15 protein-coding genes are annotated in these 16,622 nt (G+C 58.6%); 8 read left to right on the forward strand and 7 right to left on the reverse strand.

Features of this window, described 5'->3' with window-relative positions; translation table 11 throughout:
- Positions 1 to 64 precede the first annotated feature (64 nt).
- Positions 65 to 1,183 carry a M14 family metallopeptidase gene (locus MPRO_RS06845; protein ID WP_216821255.1) on the forward strand — a complete coding sequence of 373 codons (1,119 nt, stop codon included), beginning with the start codon at positions 65 to 67 and terminating at the stop codon, positions 1,181 to 1,183.
- Positions 1,184 to 1,414: 231 nt separating this feature from the next.
- Here the strand turns inward: MPRO_RS06845 and MPRO_RS26310 are convergent, their stop codons facing one another.
- Entirely contained in the window at positions 1,415 to 1,795 is a 381-nt protein-coding gene (locus MPRO_RS26310) for a DUF2938 domain-containing protein (protein ID WP_369406724.1), read from the reverse strand.
- Here MPRO_RS26310 and MPRO_RS26315 point away from each other — a divergent pair.
- A complete protein-coding gene (locus tag MPRO_RS26315; RefSeq protein ID WP_245635044.1) occupies positions 1,748 to 2,146 on the forward strand; it encodes a MerR family DNA-binding protein in 399 nt (132 codons plus the stop codon). The two genes, MPRO_RS26310 and MPRO_RS26315, sit on opposite strands and share 48 nt — an antisense overlap.
- Positions 2,147 to 2,174: 28 nt before the next feature.
- Here MPRO_RS26315 and MPRO_RS06860 read toward each other — a convergent pair whose 3' ends face one another.
- From MPRO_RS06860 to MPRO_RS06870, 3 genes are read right to left on the reverse strand one after another with little or no spacing between them, the layout of a single operon-like run.
- A complete protein-coding gene (locus MPRO_RS06860) occupies positions 2,175 to 3,506 on the reverse strand; it encodes a short-chain fatty acid transporter (protein ID WP_067289449.1) in 1,332 nt (443 codons plus the stop codon).
- 36 nt (positions 3,507 to 3,542) lie between these two features.
- Positions 3,543 to 4,469: a bifunctional Delta(1)-pyrroline-2-carboxylate/Delta(1)-piperideine-2-carboxylate reductase gene (gene lhpI, locus MPRO_RS06865; RefSeq protein ID WP_067289295.1), complete on the reverse strand. Its 927-nt coding sequence runs from the start codon at positions 4,467 to 4,469 to the stop codon at positions 3,543 to 3,545.
- A gap of 18 nt (positions 4,470 to 4,487) precedes the next feature.
- The gene (locus tag MPRO_RS06870; protein ID WP_067289299.1) at positions 4,488 to 7,937 is read right to left on the reverse strand and encodes a molybdopterin-dependent oxidoreductase; all 3,450 of its coding nucleotides are present in this window, start codon (positions 7,935 to 7,937) and stop codon (positions 4,488 to 4,490) included.
- Positions 7,938 to 8,042: 105 nt separating this feature from the next.
- On the opposite strand from MPRO_RS06870, the gene MPRO_RS06875 reads away from it, so the two are divergent.
- Entirely contained in the window at positions 8,043 to 8,954 is a 912-nt protein-coding gene (locus tag MPRO_RS06875; RefSeq protein ID WP_067289452.1) for a LysR family transcriptional regulator, read from the forward strand.
- Positions 8,955 to 9,066: 112 nt separating this feature from the next.
- Here the strand turns inward: MPRO_RS06875 and MPRO_RS06880 are convergent, their stop codons facing one another.
- From MPRO_RS06880 to MPRO_RS06890, 3 genes are all read right to left on the reverse strand, one after another.
- Positions 9,067 to 10,347 (reverse strand): TRAP transporter large permease, encoded by a 1,281-nt coding sequence (locus MPRO_RS06880; RefSeq protein ID WP_067289301.1) that lies wholly within the window; start codon positions 10,345 to 10,347, stop codon positions 9,067 to 9,069.
- Between the two features lie 18 nt (positions 10,348 to 10,365).
- Positions 10,366 to 11,064, reverse strand: a complete 699-nt coding sequence (locus MPRO_RS06885) for a TRAP transporter small permease (RefSeq protein ID WP_369406725.1) — start codon at positions 11,062 to 11,064, stop codon at positions 10,366 to 10,368.
- Positions 11,065 to 11,211: 147 nt separating this feature from the next.
- Positions 11,212 to 12,228, reverse strand: coding sequence for a TRAP transporter substrate-binding protein (locus MPRO_RS06890; protein ID WP_067289304.1), 1,017 nt, complete (start codon positions 12,226 to 12,228; stop codon positions 11,212 to 11,214).
- Between the two features lie 161 nt (positions 12,229 to 12,389).
- Between MPRO_RS06890 and MPRO_RS06895 the strand changes: the two genes are divergently transcribed.
- The 5 genes from MPRO_RS06895 (at position 12,390) to MPRO_RS06910 (ending at position 16,614) form a co-directional block, all read left to right on the forward strand.
- Entirely contained in the window at positions 12,390 to 13,292 is a 903-nt protein-coding gene (locus tag MPRO_RS06895) for a LysR family transcriptional regulator (RefSeq protein WP_227819990.1), read from the forward strand.
- A 174-nt stretch (positions 13,293 to 13,466) separates the two neighbouring features.
- Complete coding sequence (locus MPRO_RS06900) at positions 13,467 to 14,432, forward strand: agmatinase (protein WP_067289312.1); 966 nt, start codon at positions 13,467 to 13,469, stop codon at positions 14,430 to 14,432.
- Between the two features lie 354 nt (positions 14,433 to 14,786).
- Entirely contained in the window at positions 14,787 to 15,245 is a 459-nt protein-coding gene (locus tag MPRO_RS06905; RefSeq protein ID WP_067289315.1) for a tellurite resistance TerB family protein, read from the forward strand.
- A gap of 112 nt (positions 15,246 to 15,357) precedes the next feature.
- Complete coding sequence (locus MPRO_RS26475) at positions 15,358 to 15,480, forward strand: hypothetical protein (protein WP_281177149.1); 123 nt, start codon at positions 15,358 to 15,360, stop codon at positions 15,478 to 15,480.
- Between the two features lie 153 nt (positions 15,481 to 15,633).
- Positions 15,634 to 16,614, forward strand: a complete 981-nt coding sequence (locus MPRO_RS06910) for an AAA family ATPase (RefSeq protein ID WP_067289318.1) — start codon at positions 15,634 to 15,636, stop codon at positions 16,612 to 16,614.
- The last annotated feature ends 8 nt before the right edge of the window (positions 16,615 to 16,622 follow it).

The following is a 16,622-nucleotide window of genomic DNA, read 5'->3' on the forward strand; positions in this document are numbered from 1 at the left end:
TTATTTTCCAATTGGTGGGCTTCAGGTCGAAATCCACCTCGATATATCAGGTGGTAATAACACAATGATAACGATAAGCAGTCAGTTCGATGGCGGGAACATCGACACGGTGGATACGCGCGAGCCCAGCAACATATTGTTGAATATCAAGCCTGATCATGAATCTGACTTTTATCAGTGGTTCTATTTCAGGTTGCAGGGGGCACAGGGCGTAAAGTGCCGGATGCACATTCTCAATGCTGGAACGGCGGCTTACCCCGATGGCTGGCGCGATTACTCCACGGTGGCCTCCTACGATAGAGTTAACTGGTTTCGTGTACCAACCCGGTTTGAGGACGGTCGCCTTACCATCGAACATTGCCCGGATAAGGGTTTGGTCTGGTATGCGTATTTCGCGCCTTACAGCGGGGAAAGGCATCAGGATCTGCTGGCACGCGCCCTGGCCTCGCCGGACTGCCAGTACGCAAGCCTGGGCCAAACCCTGGATGGCCGGGAGCTTGATCTGCTGACAGTCGGCCAGCCCGGTCCCGGTAAGAGGGTAATCTGGCTAACGGCCCGGCAGCACCCGGGGGAAACGATGGCGGAGTGGTTCATGGAGGGGCTACTGGAACGACTGCTCGATAACCAGGACTCCGTTGCCCGTGAGCTGCTGAGTAAAGCTGTCTTCTATCTGGTTCCAAACATGAATCCGGATGGTTCGGCGCGAGGCCACCTGAGAACAAATGCAGCAGGGGTGAACCTGAACAGGGAATGGACCGGGCCCCGACTGGAGCGCAGCCCGGAGGTGCACTACGTACTGGTCAGGATGGAGCAGACCGGTGTCGATCTCTTCCTGGATATTCATGGAGACGAGGTCCTGCCTTACAATTTCCTCGCGGGCTGTGGTGGCAACCCGAGCTTCAGTGAAAAACAAAGGCAGCTGGAGTCACAATTCCGGCAGGATTTGCTTGCGGCCAGTGACGAGTTTCAGCTGGAGTACGGCTATGCCGATGACCAGTTTGGGCAGGAGGCGCTGACACTCGCGGCGAACCAGGTGGGACACCGGTTCAACTGCCTGGCGATGACGCTCGAGATGCCCTTTAAGGACAACAGTAACAGGCCCGCCCCATCAGAGGGCTGGTCGCCCGAGCGCAGCAAAAAGCTGGGGAGTACTGTTCTGACGCCAATCCTTAAGGCCATCTAAATAGACTGATGTGAGTGATACGGCCCCTGTGTTCGGTTACAGAGGCTTTATATAACCCGGCGGGTGCCTGGGATTATTCCGATGACTTTTGCCCTGCGCTAGCGGGGCATTTTTTTGCGCGCGGCTTCCGGCAGGGCCGGGAAATGCTACGTTCAGCTGGGCGTGCAACGATAGCGAGGTCGCGCAGCCGAGCTCGGCCGTTTTCGGAATGCCGGGTGCGCAACCGCCGCTTTACGCCGGAAGGAAAAGGCTAACCGCTACAGCCGTCAGGTAGAGCCCCAGCCCGAAGACGGCATGGTTGAGCAGGCTGTGGAAGCGGGCGACATTCGGACGGGGTGTGCGGGATGCGGCGATGCCGGCGCCCATGCCCGGCTGCATCAGCAGGAAAGGCGCTGCAACGGTGCCGATCCCGACGATCAGCGCAGGTTCGATCGATGGGCGCGATATCCAGTCGCTTCCCCAGATGCCAGTCAGCAGCGCCGCGTACGCGATGCCCGTCAGGTAGTGGGCGCTCCAGCCGATCAGTGTTTCGCCTGTCACGGCAGCGGCCCTAGAGATGGCCCCGTGACGAAAGCGGCCCCGGGGCATGTGGCCGAGCCAGCGTCCGACCATTGTGTAATCGGCGGCGGGGTGCTGGAGCGTCTGGCGCTGATCGCGCTGGGGCGCTCGGCGGGATTCTCGCTGGACGAGATCGCCGGCATGCTGGGCACCGGCGCGGAACCCCGGATCGATCGCCGGCAACTGAACGCAAAGGCCGACGAGCTCGACGTCACCATCCGGCGGCTCACCGCGATGCGCGAGGGCTTGCGGCATGTCGCCGACTGTTCGGCGCCGAGTCACCTGGAGTGCCCCAGGTTCCGCCGCCTGATGGAGCTGGCGGCGGCCGGGGCCCTCGGTGACGGCCGCGACGGCAGGAAGGCACCGGCACCGCGCCGAGACGAATGGAGAGTCTCGTCTCCTTGACCCCTGATCCGGCCGCTGGGGCGGATCCTCAGCTGAGTAGAAGCGCACCGCCGATCATGGTGCCCGTCACCAGCATCACGATTGCGCAATATCCCATGATATCCCGGGCTTTCAGGCCGGCGATGGCCAAGGCGGGCAGGGCCCAGAACGGCTGCAGCATGTTCGTCCAGCTGTCGCCCCAGGCGAATGCCATGGCCACCTTCGGTATATCGGCATTCAGCGCCTGGGCCGCTTCCATCAGGATGGGGCCCTGCACGGCCCACTGACCGCCGCCGGAGGGGATGAACATGTTGATGATGCCGGCGGACAGGAAGCTCCAGGCCGGCAGGGTTTGCGCACTCGATATGTCCACGAATAGCTGCGCGAAGTCACTGGCAAGGCCGGATTGACTCATCATGCCCATTATGCCGGCATAGAACGGAAACTGGATAATGACGCCGCTTGCGCCTTTTACCGCTTCGTTCATCTGGTCCAGAAAGTTACGCAGGTTCCTGTGCAGACCGATGCCGGTAAACAGCAGTGCGAAGATGATGATGTTCAGGTTCAGGCCCCCACCCTGCACGGCGTAGGCGACGACGCCCGCCAACCCCAGCAGAGCGATGAACAGCGCGGGCCAGGCGGCCTGCTCGATACGTTCGGCGGGGCGGAGGGCCTCGGTGTTGCCGGGTTTGGGCGTATCGGCCTGGGCAGTCAGGGTGACGGGCGTGTCGATGCTTTTCATCAGCAGATAGTTCGTCAGCGGCAGGACGATGAACAGTGCCACGACCAGGCTGATATTGAAGTTGCTGAACAGTGTCAGGCTGGTGGGAATAAGCCCGATATTGGCCTCGAGAAAGTTACCGGGTGTCGCCAGCGCCAGCGGTACCGAGCCTGAAAGGCCCGCGTGCCAGATCAGAAAGCCGGAGTAGGCACTGGAGATCAGCAACCGGTAATCAACGCCGGCAACACGTCTGGCCAGCTCCTTGGCGAGTATTGCGCCGACGACCAGCCCGATTCCCCAGTTCAGCCAGCTGGCGGCAAGAGACACCAGTGTCACCAGGATGATGGCGCTGGCGGGGGTTGTGGCACCACTGGCAATGCGGGATACCAAGTGCTTGAACAGCGGGGTGGTGGCGACAACGAAACCGGTCACCAGTATCAGCACCATTTGCATCGCAAAAGCGTGCAGTGTCCAGAAACCATCCGTCCAGTAGTTCAGCATGGCGGTAGCTGTGTGACCCTTGAGCACGATGCCCGCGGCCATGATGGCGATGGTGATCAGCACCACGATCACCAGGGGGTCGGGGAGGTAGCGGTCGAAGAGACGGGTGCAGCCATGGGTTAAATGGCCGAAGACGGACTTTCTCTCGGGCGCAGTCATGGTTTTGTTTAGCATTTTTATTCTCCAGTGAGCTGTTTAGCCTTGATAGACGAGTGAGGCCGCGGCCAGATCTTCCAGTGCGGTGCCGACCGCCTTGAATACCGTACGTTCGGTCTCCGACTGGCGTACGCGGCATTGGCCCCGGCACAGGTCTTCAAGTGTGCCGATGACCAAGCGTGGGTTCAGGGCCCCGGTCGACAGGGGTTTAAGCAGATCGCCGGATTTTTCCATGGCCTCGGGGGTATCGATAAACAGGCTGGCGTTGACGATGGCGTCTTCGTCTGCCTCGCGCATCTCGGGTGTGAAGCTGCCGATCAGATCGAGGTGGCTGCCGGGCTTAAGCCAGGCGCCTTTTACCACAGGCTCCGTCGACAGGGTGGCGCAGCTGACGATATCGGCCCAGCCTGCGGCCTGGGCAAGATCGACGACGGCGCGGGCGGCAATGCCATCCTGATTGAGCTGTGCAACCAGTCGCTGGGTGGCGACAGGGTTGATATCCCAGACTTGCACTTCCTCGATGGGCAGGACTTCGCGGTACGCGTAGGGGATGAGGCTGCCGACTCTGCCGGCGCCAAGCAGCGTCAGCCGGGACGCATCGCGGCGTGCCAGAAAAGATGCCGCCAGCGCCGAGGCCGCCGCGGTTCTTCGCGAGGTAATCTCGTTGCCATCGACCTGCGCAACGGGCTCACCGGTGTTGCGGTTGTACAGCGTATAGGTCGAGAAAAGACCCGGCAGGGCTTTTTTTGCATTGTTGGGAGCAATGTTGACCGTTTTGATGCCCATGAGCCCCGCGTCGCTCCAGGCCGGCATGATCAGGGTTGTCAGCGGATTTTCGTCCGTACCGACGGCGTGAACATGCCGTCGCGGGACGCAGCAATCACTGTTGAACATCTTCTCCAGTGCTGGAATCAGTCGGGAAAAGGGCAGCGCAGCTCGTGTTTCGTCACAACTGTATATTTTCATGTTGAGTTCTCTCTTCTTTTAAATGTCCAGCGTCAGATCGCTGACAGGCACCGCCTGGCAGGTCAGACAGACGCTGGGGTCTTCCGGCACTTGGCCGTTGAGGTGATAGACCTTGCCGGACAGGATGCGCACGGCGCAGCTTTCGCATTGACCCACCCGGCAGCCGCTGGGCAGCTTGAGGTTTTGTTTCTCCGCGAAATTGAGTATCGGGCCGGACGCGGGCGTCCAGTTCAGGTCCTGGCGCTCGGAGCGCGCGAAGGAAACCCGGTATTGCTGAGACCCGGTGGGATCGAGGGTCACTGGGGATCGGAAAACCTCGCTGAAGATGTCGAAGGACGGCACGCCCTTTGCGATCAGCTGATCGGTAATGGCGCTCATCATCGGTCCGGGGCCGCACAGGTAAAAGCGGGCGCGGCGCTCCAGCAGGGCCTCGGGCACAACGGCGGCGGACACGAACTCGCTGCTGTCGTAGTCGCGGCCCTTTACATCCTGTGCCAGTGGCTCGTTGTAATAGTTGATGACGTTGAGCCGCGGCAGTTGCCGTTGCAGTTGGGCCAATCGTTGGGAAAAGGCATGGGTGGCGCTGTTGCGGTTTGAATAATGCAGCCACACTTCGGGCATGCTGTGCGCATCTTCAAGGGATTCCAGGTAGCTGATAAAGGGCGTGATGCCGATACCGCCTGCGAAAATCACCACCGGCTGCGGCAGTGAGCGGGGCAGGATAAAATTGCCGCCGGGCGCGCCGAGGTGCACTTCCTGCCCGGGCTCAAGGTGTTTGTGGAGGTAGCTGGACATCCGGCCTTCGACGGCGTTGCCTTGCTTGTCCAGGCCTCGCTGATGGCGCACCGCGATGCTGTAGGTGGTTCTGTCCTGCCGCTCGGCGGGTCCTGTCAGGGAATAGGCGCGGGTCAGTTCGCTATCGCTGCCCGGGTTGATGCGCAGGGTAATATGCTGCCCCGGCAGGTAATCGGGTAACAGGGATCCGTCGTACGTCTCCAGCTCAATGGTGACGACGCCATCCGATTCCGGTCTGATGGCGCTCACTTTGAACGGTCGAAAACCCTGCCAGCTGCGCTGCCGACTGTCCTGCTCGGGATCGAGGCGGACGTCGCAGGGGAAGGATCGCATAGGCACTGATCCGCTGACCGGGTCCGAATGGCGGGCACTGATGAGGCTGTTGAAGTTGCTGCTGCCGGCACCGATGATTGCCGAACCCCTGCGACCTAATTCCTCGCATGCCTGCCACCAGCCGAACTCGGCAATGATGACATTGCGGTCGATGTCCGGGCTCAGGATGGCGCTGAACCGGGCACGCCCTTCGGTGGTTTCGATCTGAACCCAGTCGCCTTCACGGATGCCCTTTCGCTTGGCGAGGGCCGTGCTGAGCTGAGCGATCGGCAGGGGCGACCGTTTTCGCAGGGAAACCAGCGATCGATGCTGGCTGTGGCAAAAGTAGCCGCTTTTCACCGAGGTCAGCGTGCAGGGGTAGCGCTCGTCGGCACAGGCTTGCGGCTGCGCGTACGCAGGCAGAGGCGCATAACCGTTGCGCAGCAGGGTTTCCGAGTACAGCTCGACGCGCTCTGTCGGTGTATCGAAACCCCGTACTCTGCCGTTTGTTATTTCGGCGTACTTGCGGCTGCGCTGGGTCAGGGGGTGGCGTATGCCGGCGGGCTGCTGACGCAGCTGCTCGACGCTCAGACCCATCGGCTGCAACTGCCAGTTCCAGCCCGCTTCGATGCTGCCGTTGAAGAACAGCTCACCCATGCCGAGCTGTTCGGCCAGTGCGAACACGATTTCGGTGTCGGATTTTGATTCTCCCCGTGGCGACACCATCCGCTGTCTCAGCTGAATATGTTCGACCGCTTGGGCATCGATCTCGAAGCCGGCCCGCAGCGCTTCGCGTTCCCAGGGCGTGTTCACCGGCAGGAGAATGTCCGCAAAGCGGGAGGACGGGGTCTCGAACAGGTCGCAATGGACATGAAACTCCAGGCTCTGCAGGGCTTCGATGCCCCGGGCCACATCCCCCTGGCTGACAAGGGTGTTGGTGCCGAAGCCGACAAAGGCCCGAACCTGGTAAGGCTGGCCATCGATAATGGCGCTATAGAGATCCCGCGTATTGACCCAGCCTTGGGACGCAGGCCCCAGTGGCCGTTTCTCCAACCCCAGTGCTTTGCGTTTCTGCTCAGGGGCGATCAGGTCCTCGCCGTTCGCCTTGTTCAGCGGCAGCTGTGTGTAAATGCGATTACCGCCCCGGATATCGAAGCTGCCGGTAAGGGCGTAGAGAATGGCCACGGCGCGTTCAGTCTGGGTCGCATTTTCGTGCTGGCCGATGCCTGTCCAGGCGTGGTAGGCCACGCGCTTGCTGGTGGCCAGAAGTTCGGCGGCCCGTAGCAGCTGCGGCTCATTGACGCCGGATATTCGGGCAACGACTTCAGGGGTGTAGTCCGCACAGGCCCGCTCGAGCAGGGCAAAAACGGGTTCGCAGATCACCTGCTCGCCACTTTTTAGCGTCACGCTATAGCGGCCCGACAGTGCGCTGTGCGCGGCGCGGGAAAGCGATTCCTCGTTGCTGGGTTTGTAGCCGGCCGGCCGGTTGGCCTCGCGATCCCAAACCACGTAGCTGCTTGCGTCGGTACTGGTGCGGCTGGATTTTTCGGCGAGCTCGCAGTCCTCTGCACGCAGCAGGGTTGCATCATCTGCGCGAACGAGGAAGGGCGCATTGGTCCAGGCGCGAACAAAGCCCTTGTTAAAACCACCGCAGTTTATCAGCAGGCGGATCAGACCCAGGGCAACGGCGATATCGGTTCCGGGGCGCACCTGCAGCCAGGCCTCTGCACTGGCGGCCAGGGGTGTTTTGCGCGGATCGATCACGATCATCTGCGCGCCCTTTTCGCGGCCATTGCCGATGGCATTGGCCTGGCTGAGCCAGGTGCTGGTCGGGTTGTGCCCCCAGAGCATGATCAGATCGGCATTGCTGTAGTCAGCCGTCGGCATGCCACACCCGAAGGTGAAGGCGTGTGCGTAATCCTTGTGCCAGTTGCAGACCTCGGTGCCATAGCAGATGTTGGGGCTTTGAAAGGCCCGGACGAACCGTTCGATCCAGTCGATGCTGTCTGAAATAGGCGTCCCGCTCGGCGTGGTAATGCCGAATGAGACGGCCTCGGCGCCGCTTTGTGTCTTGATGTCGGCAAGCCGGACGGCGATATCGGTGATGGCGTCGGCCCAGGTTATTCGCTCCCAGCCTGGGTCGCTGTCGGTTTTCGGCCGGGTGCGACGCATGGGGTGCAGGATCCTGTTGGGATTGTGCACCAGCTCAGGGGCTGCACGTCCCTTCATGCACATGGCGGAGCCGGTCGGGTGCTGCGGATCCGGCACAACCTTGAGCAGACTGTCGTTGTCGACCCTGTTGATCGTTCCGCACCGGGAGCGGCACAGGGTGCAGTAGCCGTGTTTTTCTTCGACTGCCATGGGGGATCTCCGGTCTCGCGTTAGGTCTGATACCCATCACGCTATCCGGAGCACACTTGTATTGCTAATATATATTTTGAATCAATGAATATTGAAAAAAACAATATGTCTAGCGGTATCACCCTGCGACAACTCGAGTATCTAGTGGCACTGGCGGAAACCGGACAGGTTTCCCGGGCGGCGCTGCGCTGTCACGTATCCCAGTCCTCAATGACCATTGCACTGAAAAACCTTGAGCGCAGCCTCGGTGCGCAACTCTTTGAGCGCCACGCTAAGGGCGTGAACCTGACGGGGGCCGGTGAGCGTTTCATGCGCAAGGCACAGGGCATCGTGGCGGGTGTCGAGGAAGCCGTCGAAGAAATCCGCCACTCGCCGGATGACCTGTCCGGGCGGGTGCGCATCGGCGTCACCGAAACCATATCGGCGTACCTGATTCCCATGCTGGTGAGTGCGTTATCCCGGCACTTTCCCAACCTGCAAATCGAGATGATTGAGCGTGACAGGAGCAGTATTGAAAAAGGGTTGATGGCGCAGGAGTTCGATCTGGCTTTTATCCTTGTATCCAATATGGAAGGCCGGGCGGAGCTCGAATATGAAACCATGCTTCGTTCGCCCAGGCGACTCTGGCTGCACAGCGACAGCCCGCTGCAATACCCGCAAAGCCTGGGGCTCGAGGATATCGCCCGGGCCGACTATATCCTGCTCGATATGGATGAGCACGTTTCAACGGTGAACCGATACTGGGGCGCGCAAGGCCTGGAACCCAAGGTCCATTTCAAGAGCAGCTCCCTGGAGGCCGTGCGCAGTCTCGTGGCGCTGGGGCAGGGGGTGACGATCCTGTCGGATCTGGTGTACCGGCCGATATCCCTGGATGGCCGTCGCATTATTCGGCGGGATCTTGACGATAAATTACCCACGATGGACGTCGGCTGCGTGTGGAAAAAACTGGAGCATCAGCCTCGCAATATAAGCGCCGTTATCGACTTTATTCGCCGGTCTATAAGCGAGAATGGCTAGCCGGCTTTAACGCCTTACCCGATGACTCTGACGAACCTAAATACATGAACCCTGCCCCGGCCGCAAAGCCGGGGCAGGTTTTTAGAGCGTGCCGATATTTCTTGCAACAGGCTTACCGAAACGCCAGGTCCCGCAGGAAGAGCGCGATGGGCGGGAAGGCGACAATCAGTACCGTGGCAGCGAACAGGATTATCAGGAAGGGCGGTACGCCGCGGATCACGTCCATGAAGGGGCGGCGGAACACCGCTACGGCGGTGAAGATGTTGCAGCCAAAGGGTGGCGTGGCGGCGCCGATGGCGACCTGCAGCGTGATCAGTACGCCGACCAGCACCGGGTCGAGACCGGCGGCCTTGATCAGGGGGGCGAAGATCGGCACCAGGATCAGGATCACGACGATGGAGTCGACGAACATGCAGCCGACGAAAAAGGCGATGTTGAGCGCGACCAGGGTCATGATGGGGCCGGCGCCTTCCAGCCCGATGGCGGCGATAAGCTGCTGCGGAATCTGCGCATAGGACAGCACCCAGGAGAAGGCCGCGCCAGCGGCGATCAGGATAAAGACCACCGAGGTGACGGCGCCCGTCGACAGGGCGATATCGAAGATCTCGCGCAGCTTGATGGAGCGGAACACCAGGGTTTCCAGTATCAGGGCGTAGAGTACGCAGATGGCCGCGGCCTCGGTCGGGCTGAAGATGCCGCCATAGATGCCGCCAACGACGATGGCGGGAAAGCCCAGCGGCCAGATGGCACGGCGCACCGAGGTCATGCGCTCACCCCAGCTGGCTTTGGGTTCGACCGGGATATTGTGCTTTTTGGCGTACCAGATGCAGTAGGCCGAGAAGAGCGCGATGATCAGCAGCCCGGGGCCAATACCGGCGATAAACAGCTCCGAGATGGAGGTGCCGGAAATCACGCCATAGATGATCATGCCGATCGACGGCGGGATCAGGTAGGCCAGGTCCGCGGCATTGATTATCAGGGCGATGGAAAAGCTGTCGTTATAGCCGGCCTTGAGCATGCGCGGGCGCATGGCACCGCCCACGGCCACCACCGTGGCCTGGGTCGAGCCACAGACGGCTCCGAACAGGGCACAGGCGGCGGTGACGGAAACCGCCAGGCCGCCACGGATATGGCCCATAAAGCGCATCACCACATCCACCAGGCGATCGGCCGAATGGCCGCGGGTGATGATATCGGCGGCGAGGATAAACATGGGTACCGCGATCAGTGCGGCGGGTTTGACGCCGCCGATCATCTGCTGCACCACCAGCTGCAGGCTGAGGTCCGGCAGGTAGAAAATGAAGGCCGCGACTGTGGCGGCCAGCAGGGGCATCATCATTGGGAAGCCTGCGAGCAGCAGTACAAGCATGATACCAAGCATTACCAGGGACATGGCGGGGCGCTCCTGTCGTTATCGTGTGTTGTTGTCGTTATTCGCTGGTGCCTGTCCCGTGTCATCCTCGGCTGGGTGGTCCTGGTTGTAGAGGTGCATCACCTCGCTAATTTCCGGGTCTTCGTAGGCATCGACGGTGCTGTAGGAGATGTAAACATCCGTATCGGCCAGGTCGAGGTTCTTGAATACGGTCAGCAGGTACTGGATGCCGGTGACCAGAAAGCCGAGTACCACCCAGACATAGGTCAGGTAGAGCGGGAATTGCAGTGCTGGCGTCACGCGGCCGCGGCGGGCAATCTTGGCGACATACTCGAAGGCATACCAGGCGAGTGCCAGCATGGCCACGGCGGTGACCGCGGCAATCAGAATCATCAGCAGCTTGCGGGCCCGTGCCGGCAGCACATCATAGAGCGCCGACATGCGGATATGGCGGCCTTTGCGGGTCACATAGCCCAGCCCCATGAAGGTGATGATTACGATGAGGAATTCGTTGAGCTCTTCGGTGAAGTAGATGCTCTGGGAGAACAGGTAGCGGCCAAATACGTTGGCGATGGTGTTCAGGGCCATGATAATGATGCCCCAGCCCAGCACATACATTTCAGCCTTGCCGATAACCGCGTCGAGCAGCGTGAAAAGGCGGCTGGCGATGGAGCGGGAGGATCGCATAGTCGTCCTCTGGGCATTGGCCTGATGGGTTGTCATGTCTTGTTGGCTCATGGGTGATGTCTCCTGCACCAGGGTGCGGGACCTGAAACCAGGGACTCCGCTATATAAATTAGCAGTGCTGATCGGTGGCGCTTTGGCATTGGGAAAGGCAAGGGAGGTGCTGCCGATGGGCCCGCACCTCAATGGACGGGCTCCCTGTCAGAGCGCTTCGACTTCGGCCAGCAGGGCATCCAGCAGGGACTGGCCGCGATCACCGACGATATCGACGTAGGCGGCATGGGTGGCCTGGCTGCGTTCACGAAAGGCGGCGCGTTCTGCGTCGCTCAGCTGCACCATCTTGATCTCGGGGCGTGCAGCCTTGATCTTTTCGAGTTTCTCGGCGTTGAAGCGATCGACGATACCGTGGATATAGTCCTGCAGTTCGGCAGTGGTGTCGCTGACCAGCTGCTGGCGCGCCGGGCTCAGGGTTTCGTACCAGTCGGTACCGGACAGGACCGAGGTCACCAGTTCCTGTTCGCCGGCCCAGATCATGTAGTCGGTGACTTCATAGAACTTCATTTCCTCGATGGCCGAGACCGGGTTGACCTGGCCGTCGACCTGCTTGAGCTGCAGGGCGCCGTAGACCTCGCCGAAGGCCAGGGGTGTCGGGCTGGCACCTAGGTCTTCATAGGCCTGCAGCAGAATGGGCGAGACCATGACCCGCATCTTGAAGTTGTCGAAGTCGGCCGGGCTGCGGATGTCGCGGTTGGTGGTCCAGACCTGGGGCCCCTCGGAGTAGAGGCGGTGCAGCTTCAGGCCCTTTTTTTCGAAGTCTTCGCCAAGCTGGTCGTAGATCACCGGGCTGGAGCCGAGCAGTTTCGAGACCGAGGCCGAATCGGATGGCAGGGTGTAGGTGAGCAGGAATATCTGGGATTCAGGCACTATGGTGCCCAGGTTGCCGACTGAAACATTGGCGAACTGCACCACGCCATCGGCGACCTGTTCGACCAGTTCGGTGGGCGTGCCCAGGGTGCCGAGGGGGTAGATCTTGACGGTGACATCGCCGTTGGTCTTGGCTTCGATGCGTTGCTTGAACTCCTGGGCGTAGCTGTCCATGATCGAGCCCGGAATTTCTTCAATGGCGAATTTCCATTCTTCGGCCTGGGCCTGCATCGGCGTCAGGGCGATGGCGGCCGAGAGCGCGGCGCCTTTAAGCAGTTTCTTGAGCATTAGCATGGTGGACTACCCCGTTCGTTTTATTTTTCTGAATCGGTTTGTAACAGGGCCAGTATTACAAATGGCTATCCATCTAAAAATACAAACATTGATATGTTTATATTTGATAACGTGATGTATTAGGCTTCATGTCCTTAACGTGCCTGAACCGGAGGTGCCCCATGTCCGCCTATTCGATGAAGCATATGCAGACCTTTTGTACGGTCGTAGAGTATGGCGGCTTCGTGGGCGCGCAGTCTGCGCTGGGCATGAGTCAGCCGGCCATCAGTACCCATATCCGCGATTTCGAGATCCGGCTGGGTTTCCCGCTCTGCCTGCGGGGTCGCAGTGGCTTTAGCCTGACGGAAAAAGGCGAGGTCGTGTACCGCCGCTGTCGGGAGATGCTCAATTCCATCTCGGATTTTGAAGCCGACCTGGGTGAGCTGCGCAATACCCTGACGGGAACCCTGCGGGTGGGGCTGGTCGACAACGTCATTACCAACCAGACGCTGCCGATCGCCGATGCGATCCACCGTTTCTACAGCCGGCCGAACGATGTCTCGATCAAGCTGCTGGTGTTGGCGCCGGAAGATCTTGAGCGCGAGCTGCTGACCGGCAATATCCACCTGGCCATAGGGTTGTTTCAGAACCGCAGTACGGCGGTGACCTATCGGCATCTGTGTTACGAGCAGCACAGTTTCTACTGTGGCCGCCGGCATCCCCTGTTCGGGTTACCGGATGAGCAGGTCAGCATCGAGACCATCCGGCAGTATCCGATTTCGTCCCGCACCTATCTGCAGCATGCCGATCTGCAGAACATCAAGAAGAGCCGCAATGTGGCTTTTGTTTCCAATATGGAGGCCCAGGCGATACTGATCACCAGCGGCAGTTTTCTCGGCTTTCTGCCCAGCCACTATGCCCAGCAGTGGGTCGAATCCGGCGACATGCGCGCCTTTGATCACCTGGATCTGTGCTGGAACTCCGAGTTCAGCCTGGCGGTGCGGGCATCGCCGGCGCCGCAGAATATTGTGCAGGTCTTCGTCAAGGATATCGAAGCGGCGCTGGAGGCGCAGGCGCAGACTTGACGTTAATTGCATCAAAAATCGTGATATGAACATTCTGTAATTTGTATTTTTTGATGCAATCGCTTTTGCAATACTGCCCCTGTCGAAAGCAGCCCGATCACTTTTTAACCGGTGCCGGGGGCTGCGAAACAATAAAATCGGTCGCTGACCGAGAACAGACAGAGGTCACCTGCTATGAGCGAAAATACCTACGAAAAGGGCCGTTTGAACCTGCCGTTTGTCGGATTCTGCACTTTTGGCAAGAACCGTACCTGCGAAGACTGGGACAACATCAAGGCTGATGTGGCGTTCATGGGCGCGCCCTTCGATTGCGGTACCCAGTGGCGTTCCGGTGCCCGCATGGGACCGCGTTCCATCCGCGAGGCGTCCACGCTGTTCTCGTTCGGTCATAGCGGTGCCTACTCCTATGAAGACGACGTCATGTACCTCGAAGGCGTCGATATTGTCGATATCGGTGATGCCGACATGGTGCACACCAACACCGAGAAGAGCCATGCCAACATCGAATACGGTGTGCGCAAGATTCTCGAGTCCGGTGCGCTGCCGGTGATTGTGGGCGGTGATCATTCCGTCAACGCGCCCTGCATCCGTGCCTTTGAAGGCCGCGGTCCGATGCACATCATCCAGATCGATGCCCACCTGGACTTCGTCGACGAGCGCCACGGTGTGCGTTTTGGCCACGGCAACCCGCTTCGCCGTGCCTCCGAGCAGGAATTCATTACCGGCATGACCCAGCTGGGCATCCGCAATGTGTCCTCGTCCAACCGCGCTGACCACAAGGAAGCCGAATCTGTGGGTTCGACCATACTGTCGGTGCGCGACGTGCGCCGTTTGGGTACCCAGGGCGTACTGGACCTGATTCCCAAGGGCGTGAACTACTACATCACCATCGATATCGACGGTTTCGATCCGTCCATCGCGCCGGGCACGGGCACTCCGAGCCACGGTGGCTTTACCTACTACGAAGTGATGGAAGTGCTGCAGGGCGTGGCGCTCAGCGGCGAAGTGGTCGGTATCGACCTGTGTGAAGTAGCGCCGGACTACGACCAGACCGGTTCGACCAGCGTCCTTGCCGCCCAGGTACTGATGAACCTGATCGGCTATGTCTTCCACGGTCGTCAGCTGCGCAAGCAGGGTTAGGAGCCTGCCGGACTTAACACTGATCTACTGCGGAAAAGCCGACTCTGGCCATTTTTTGAGCTCTTTCTTGTTAAATAGAACCACTATTCGCCGCAAAAGAGCTCAAAAACCGACTCAGAGCGGTCTTCCCCTCGCTACGATCGGCTAAGCCCGACAGGCTCCAGGCAGCCCGACAGGCTGCTAGGCTCTAGGTTTTTTCATGGCCCCTGGTTTTCCAGGGGCCATTTTTGGTTGTGGGCCAGGCGTTCACCCATATCAGCGCGACCGGTCCCGCAACCGCGTTGCAATGAACTTTTCTGCTACAGCTTGAGTCCACTGCGCTACTTTCCGTTGCGGTACTTAGGAGGAACAGTGATGCTGAACAGACTTAAAGCCGCGTTGACCGAGGTGTTTCAGCTGGGGGACACAAACGCCGGCGTGATGCCGCAAGACGATGTTTCCCTGGCATCGGCAGCGCTGATGGTGGAGGTGATAGCGTGCGACTACGAAGACCGGCCGCAGGAGCGGGAGATACTGCTGGCGATCGTGCAGCGCAGTTTCGGGCTCAATGCCGCAGACGCCGCGCAACTGCTGCAGCAAGCTGAAAAAGCACATCAGCAGTCCACCGACTACTTTCGTTTTACCTCACGCCTCAACGAGATCTGCACGCCGCGGGAAAAGGTGGCGCTGATCGAAAATCTTTGGCACATCGCCTTCGCCGACGGTGAACTGCATCATTACGAAGAGCATGTCATTCGCCGCATCGCCGACCTGATTTATGTGTCCCACGGGGACTTTATAGCCGCAAAACTCCGGGCCGAAACGCCGAGCTGACGGCTTGGCGTACGGGGCACCCAGTCCATGCGATCCGTGATGCCTCCTGGTTCAAGGTCAACCTGCGAAAGCCCAGCCGGAAGAGGGCGTGCAGGTGCTGGAGCGGCCTCCGATGCCGGGTATCCTAGAGCCCATCGTCTACACTCTGCCGCTGCAGCCCTACCAGGTCGCCGTACTCAAGGGCACCGACGTCGATCAGCCCCGCAATTTGGTAAAGTTTGTGACGGTAGAATAGCAGCTGTGTTTTTTCTCGGCTTCTCAAGTGCTGATATAACGTGATGAGAGACTTTAGAAGGCATTCGGTCTATCATATGAAGGAATTTAGTACTGTTTCATTACCTTACACAATCACTGATGATTGTGACTATTTAAGTAAGAAGTTTTAATTATGGCTACGGCGGCACAAATAAAAGCGTTAATGAAAAGTCACGTTGATAAAGATGATCAGCGTTTCTATTCTATTGCGCTGCAGATGGCTGCTAGGGAAGCTAGGCAAGGTCACACAAAATTGGCTTGCGAGATTAAAGAGATGATTGAAATATCTCAGAAATCTCATGTTTCAGCAGTTCCAGCGCGACCAACATCTATCGTTCAAAAGGTAAAGAGTGACCTTTCGGGCTTACTTGAACTTACGCACCCTCAGGTTCATCGTAATTTACTCGTATTATCTGATGAAATTCAAGATCGATTGGATAAAGTAATTCTCGAGCAGAGGCAAAAAGATAAGTTAGCGAAATTTGGACTTCATCCGCGTCGAAAGTTGCTTTTTACCGGATCTCCTGGAACTGGAAAAACTATGTCAGCAGCGGTACTGGCTACTGAACTAAAACTTCCACTGTACACTATCGTTCTGGATAATCTTATCACCCGGTTTATGGGAGAGACCGCTGCTAAGCTAAGGCTAATATTTGATCATATTAAGCAGACTAGGGCTGTTTACCTTTTTGACGAGTTCGATTCAATTGGAACACAACGTGGATCGAATAATGATGTGGGTGAGATACGACGAGTTTTGAACTCTTTTTTGTTATTTGTAGAGCAAGATAGTTCTGAAAGTTTGATTATTGCGGCAACTAATCACCCCGAGCTTCTAGATAAAGCCTTGTATAGAAGATTTGACGATAATATCCGATTTGAAAAGCCTAAAAGTGGTCAGATTAGAATTATTATCGAAAATCGCTTGTCAATGTTTGATCTCTCACATCTTGATTGGCGGTCAATTGAAAAAGAAGCTGAAGGCTTAAGCTCGGCAGAGGTTACGCGTGCTTGTGAAGATGCGGCGAAGGAAGCTGTACTTCATCATGACACTTATATTAATACAGAATTGGCTCTCACTGCTGTAAAAAGACGACATCCACAATATCAATAAGGATTGAA

This window comes from Marinobacterium profundum, from assembly GCF_001528745.1.
Taxonomy (GTDB): domain Bacteria; phylum Pseudomonadota; class Gammaproteobacteria; order Pseudomonadales; family Balneatricaceae; genus Marinobacterium_A; species Marinobacterium_A profundum.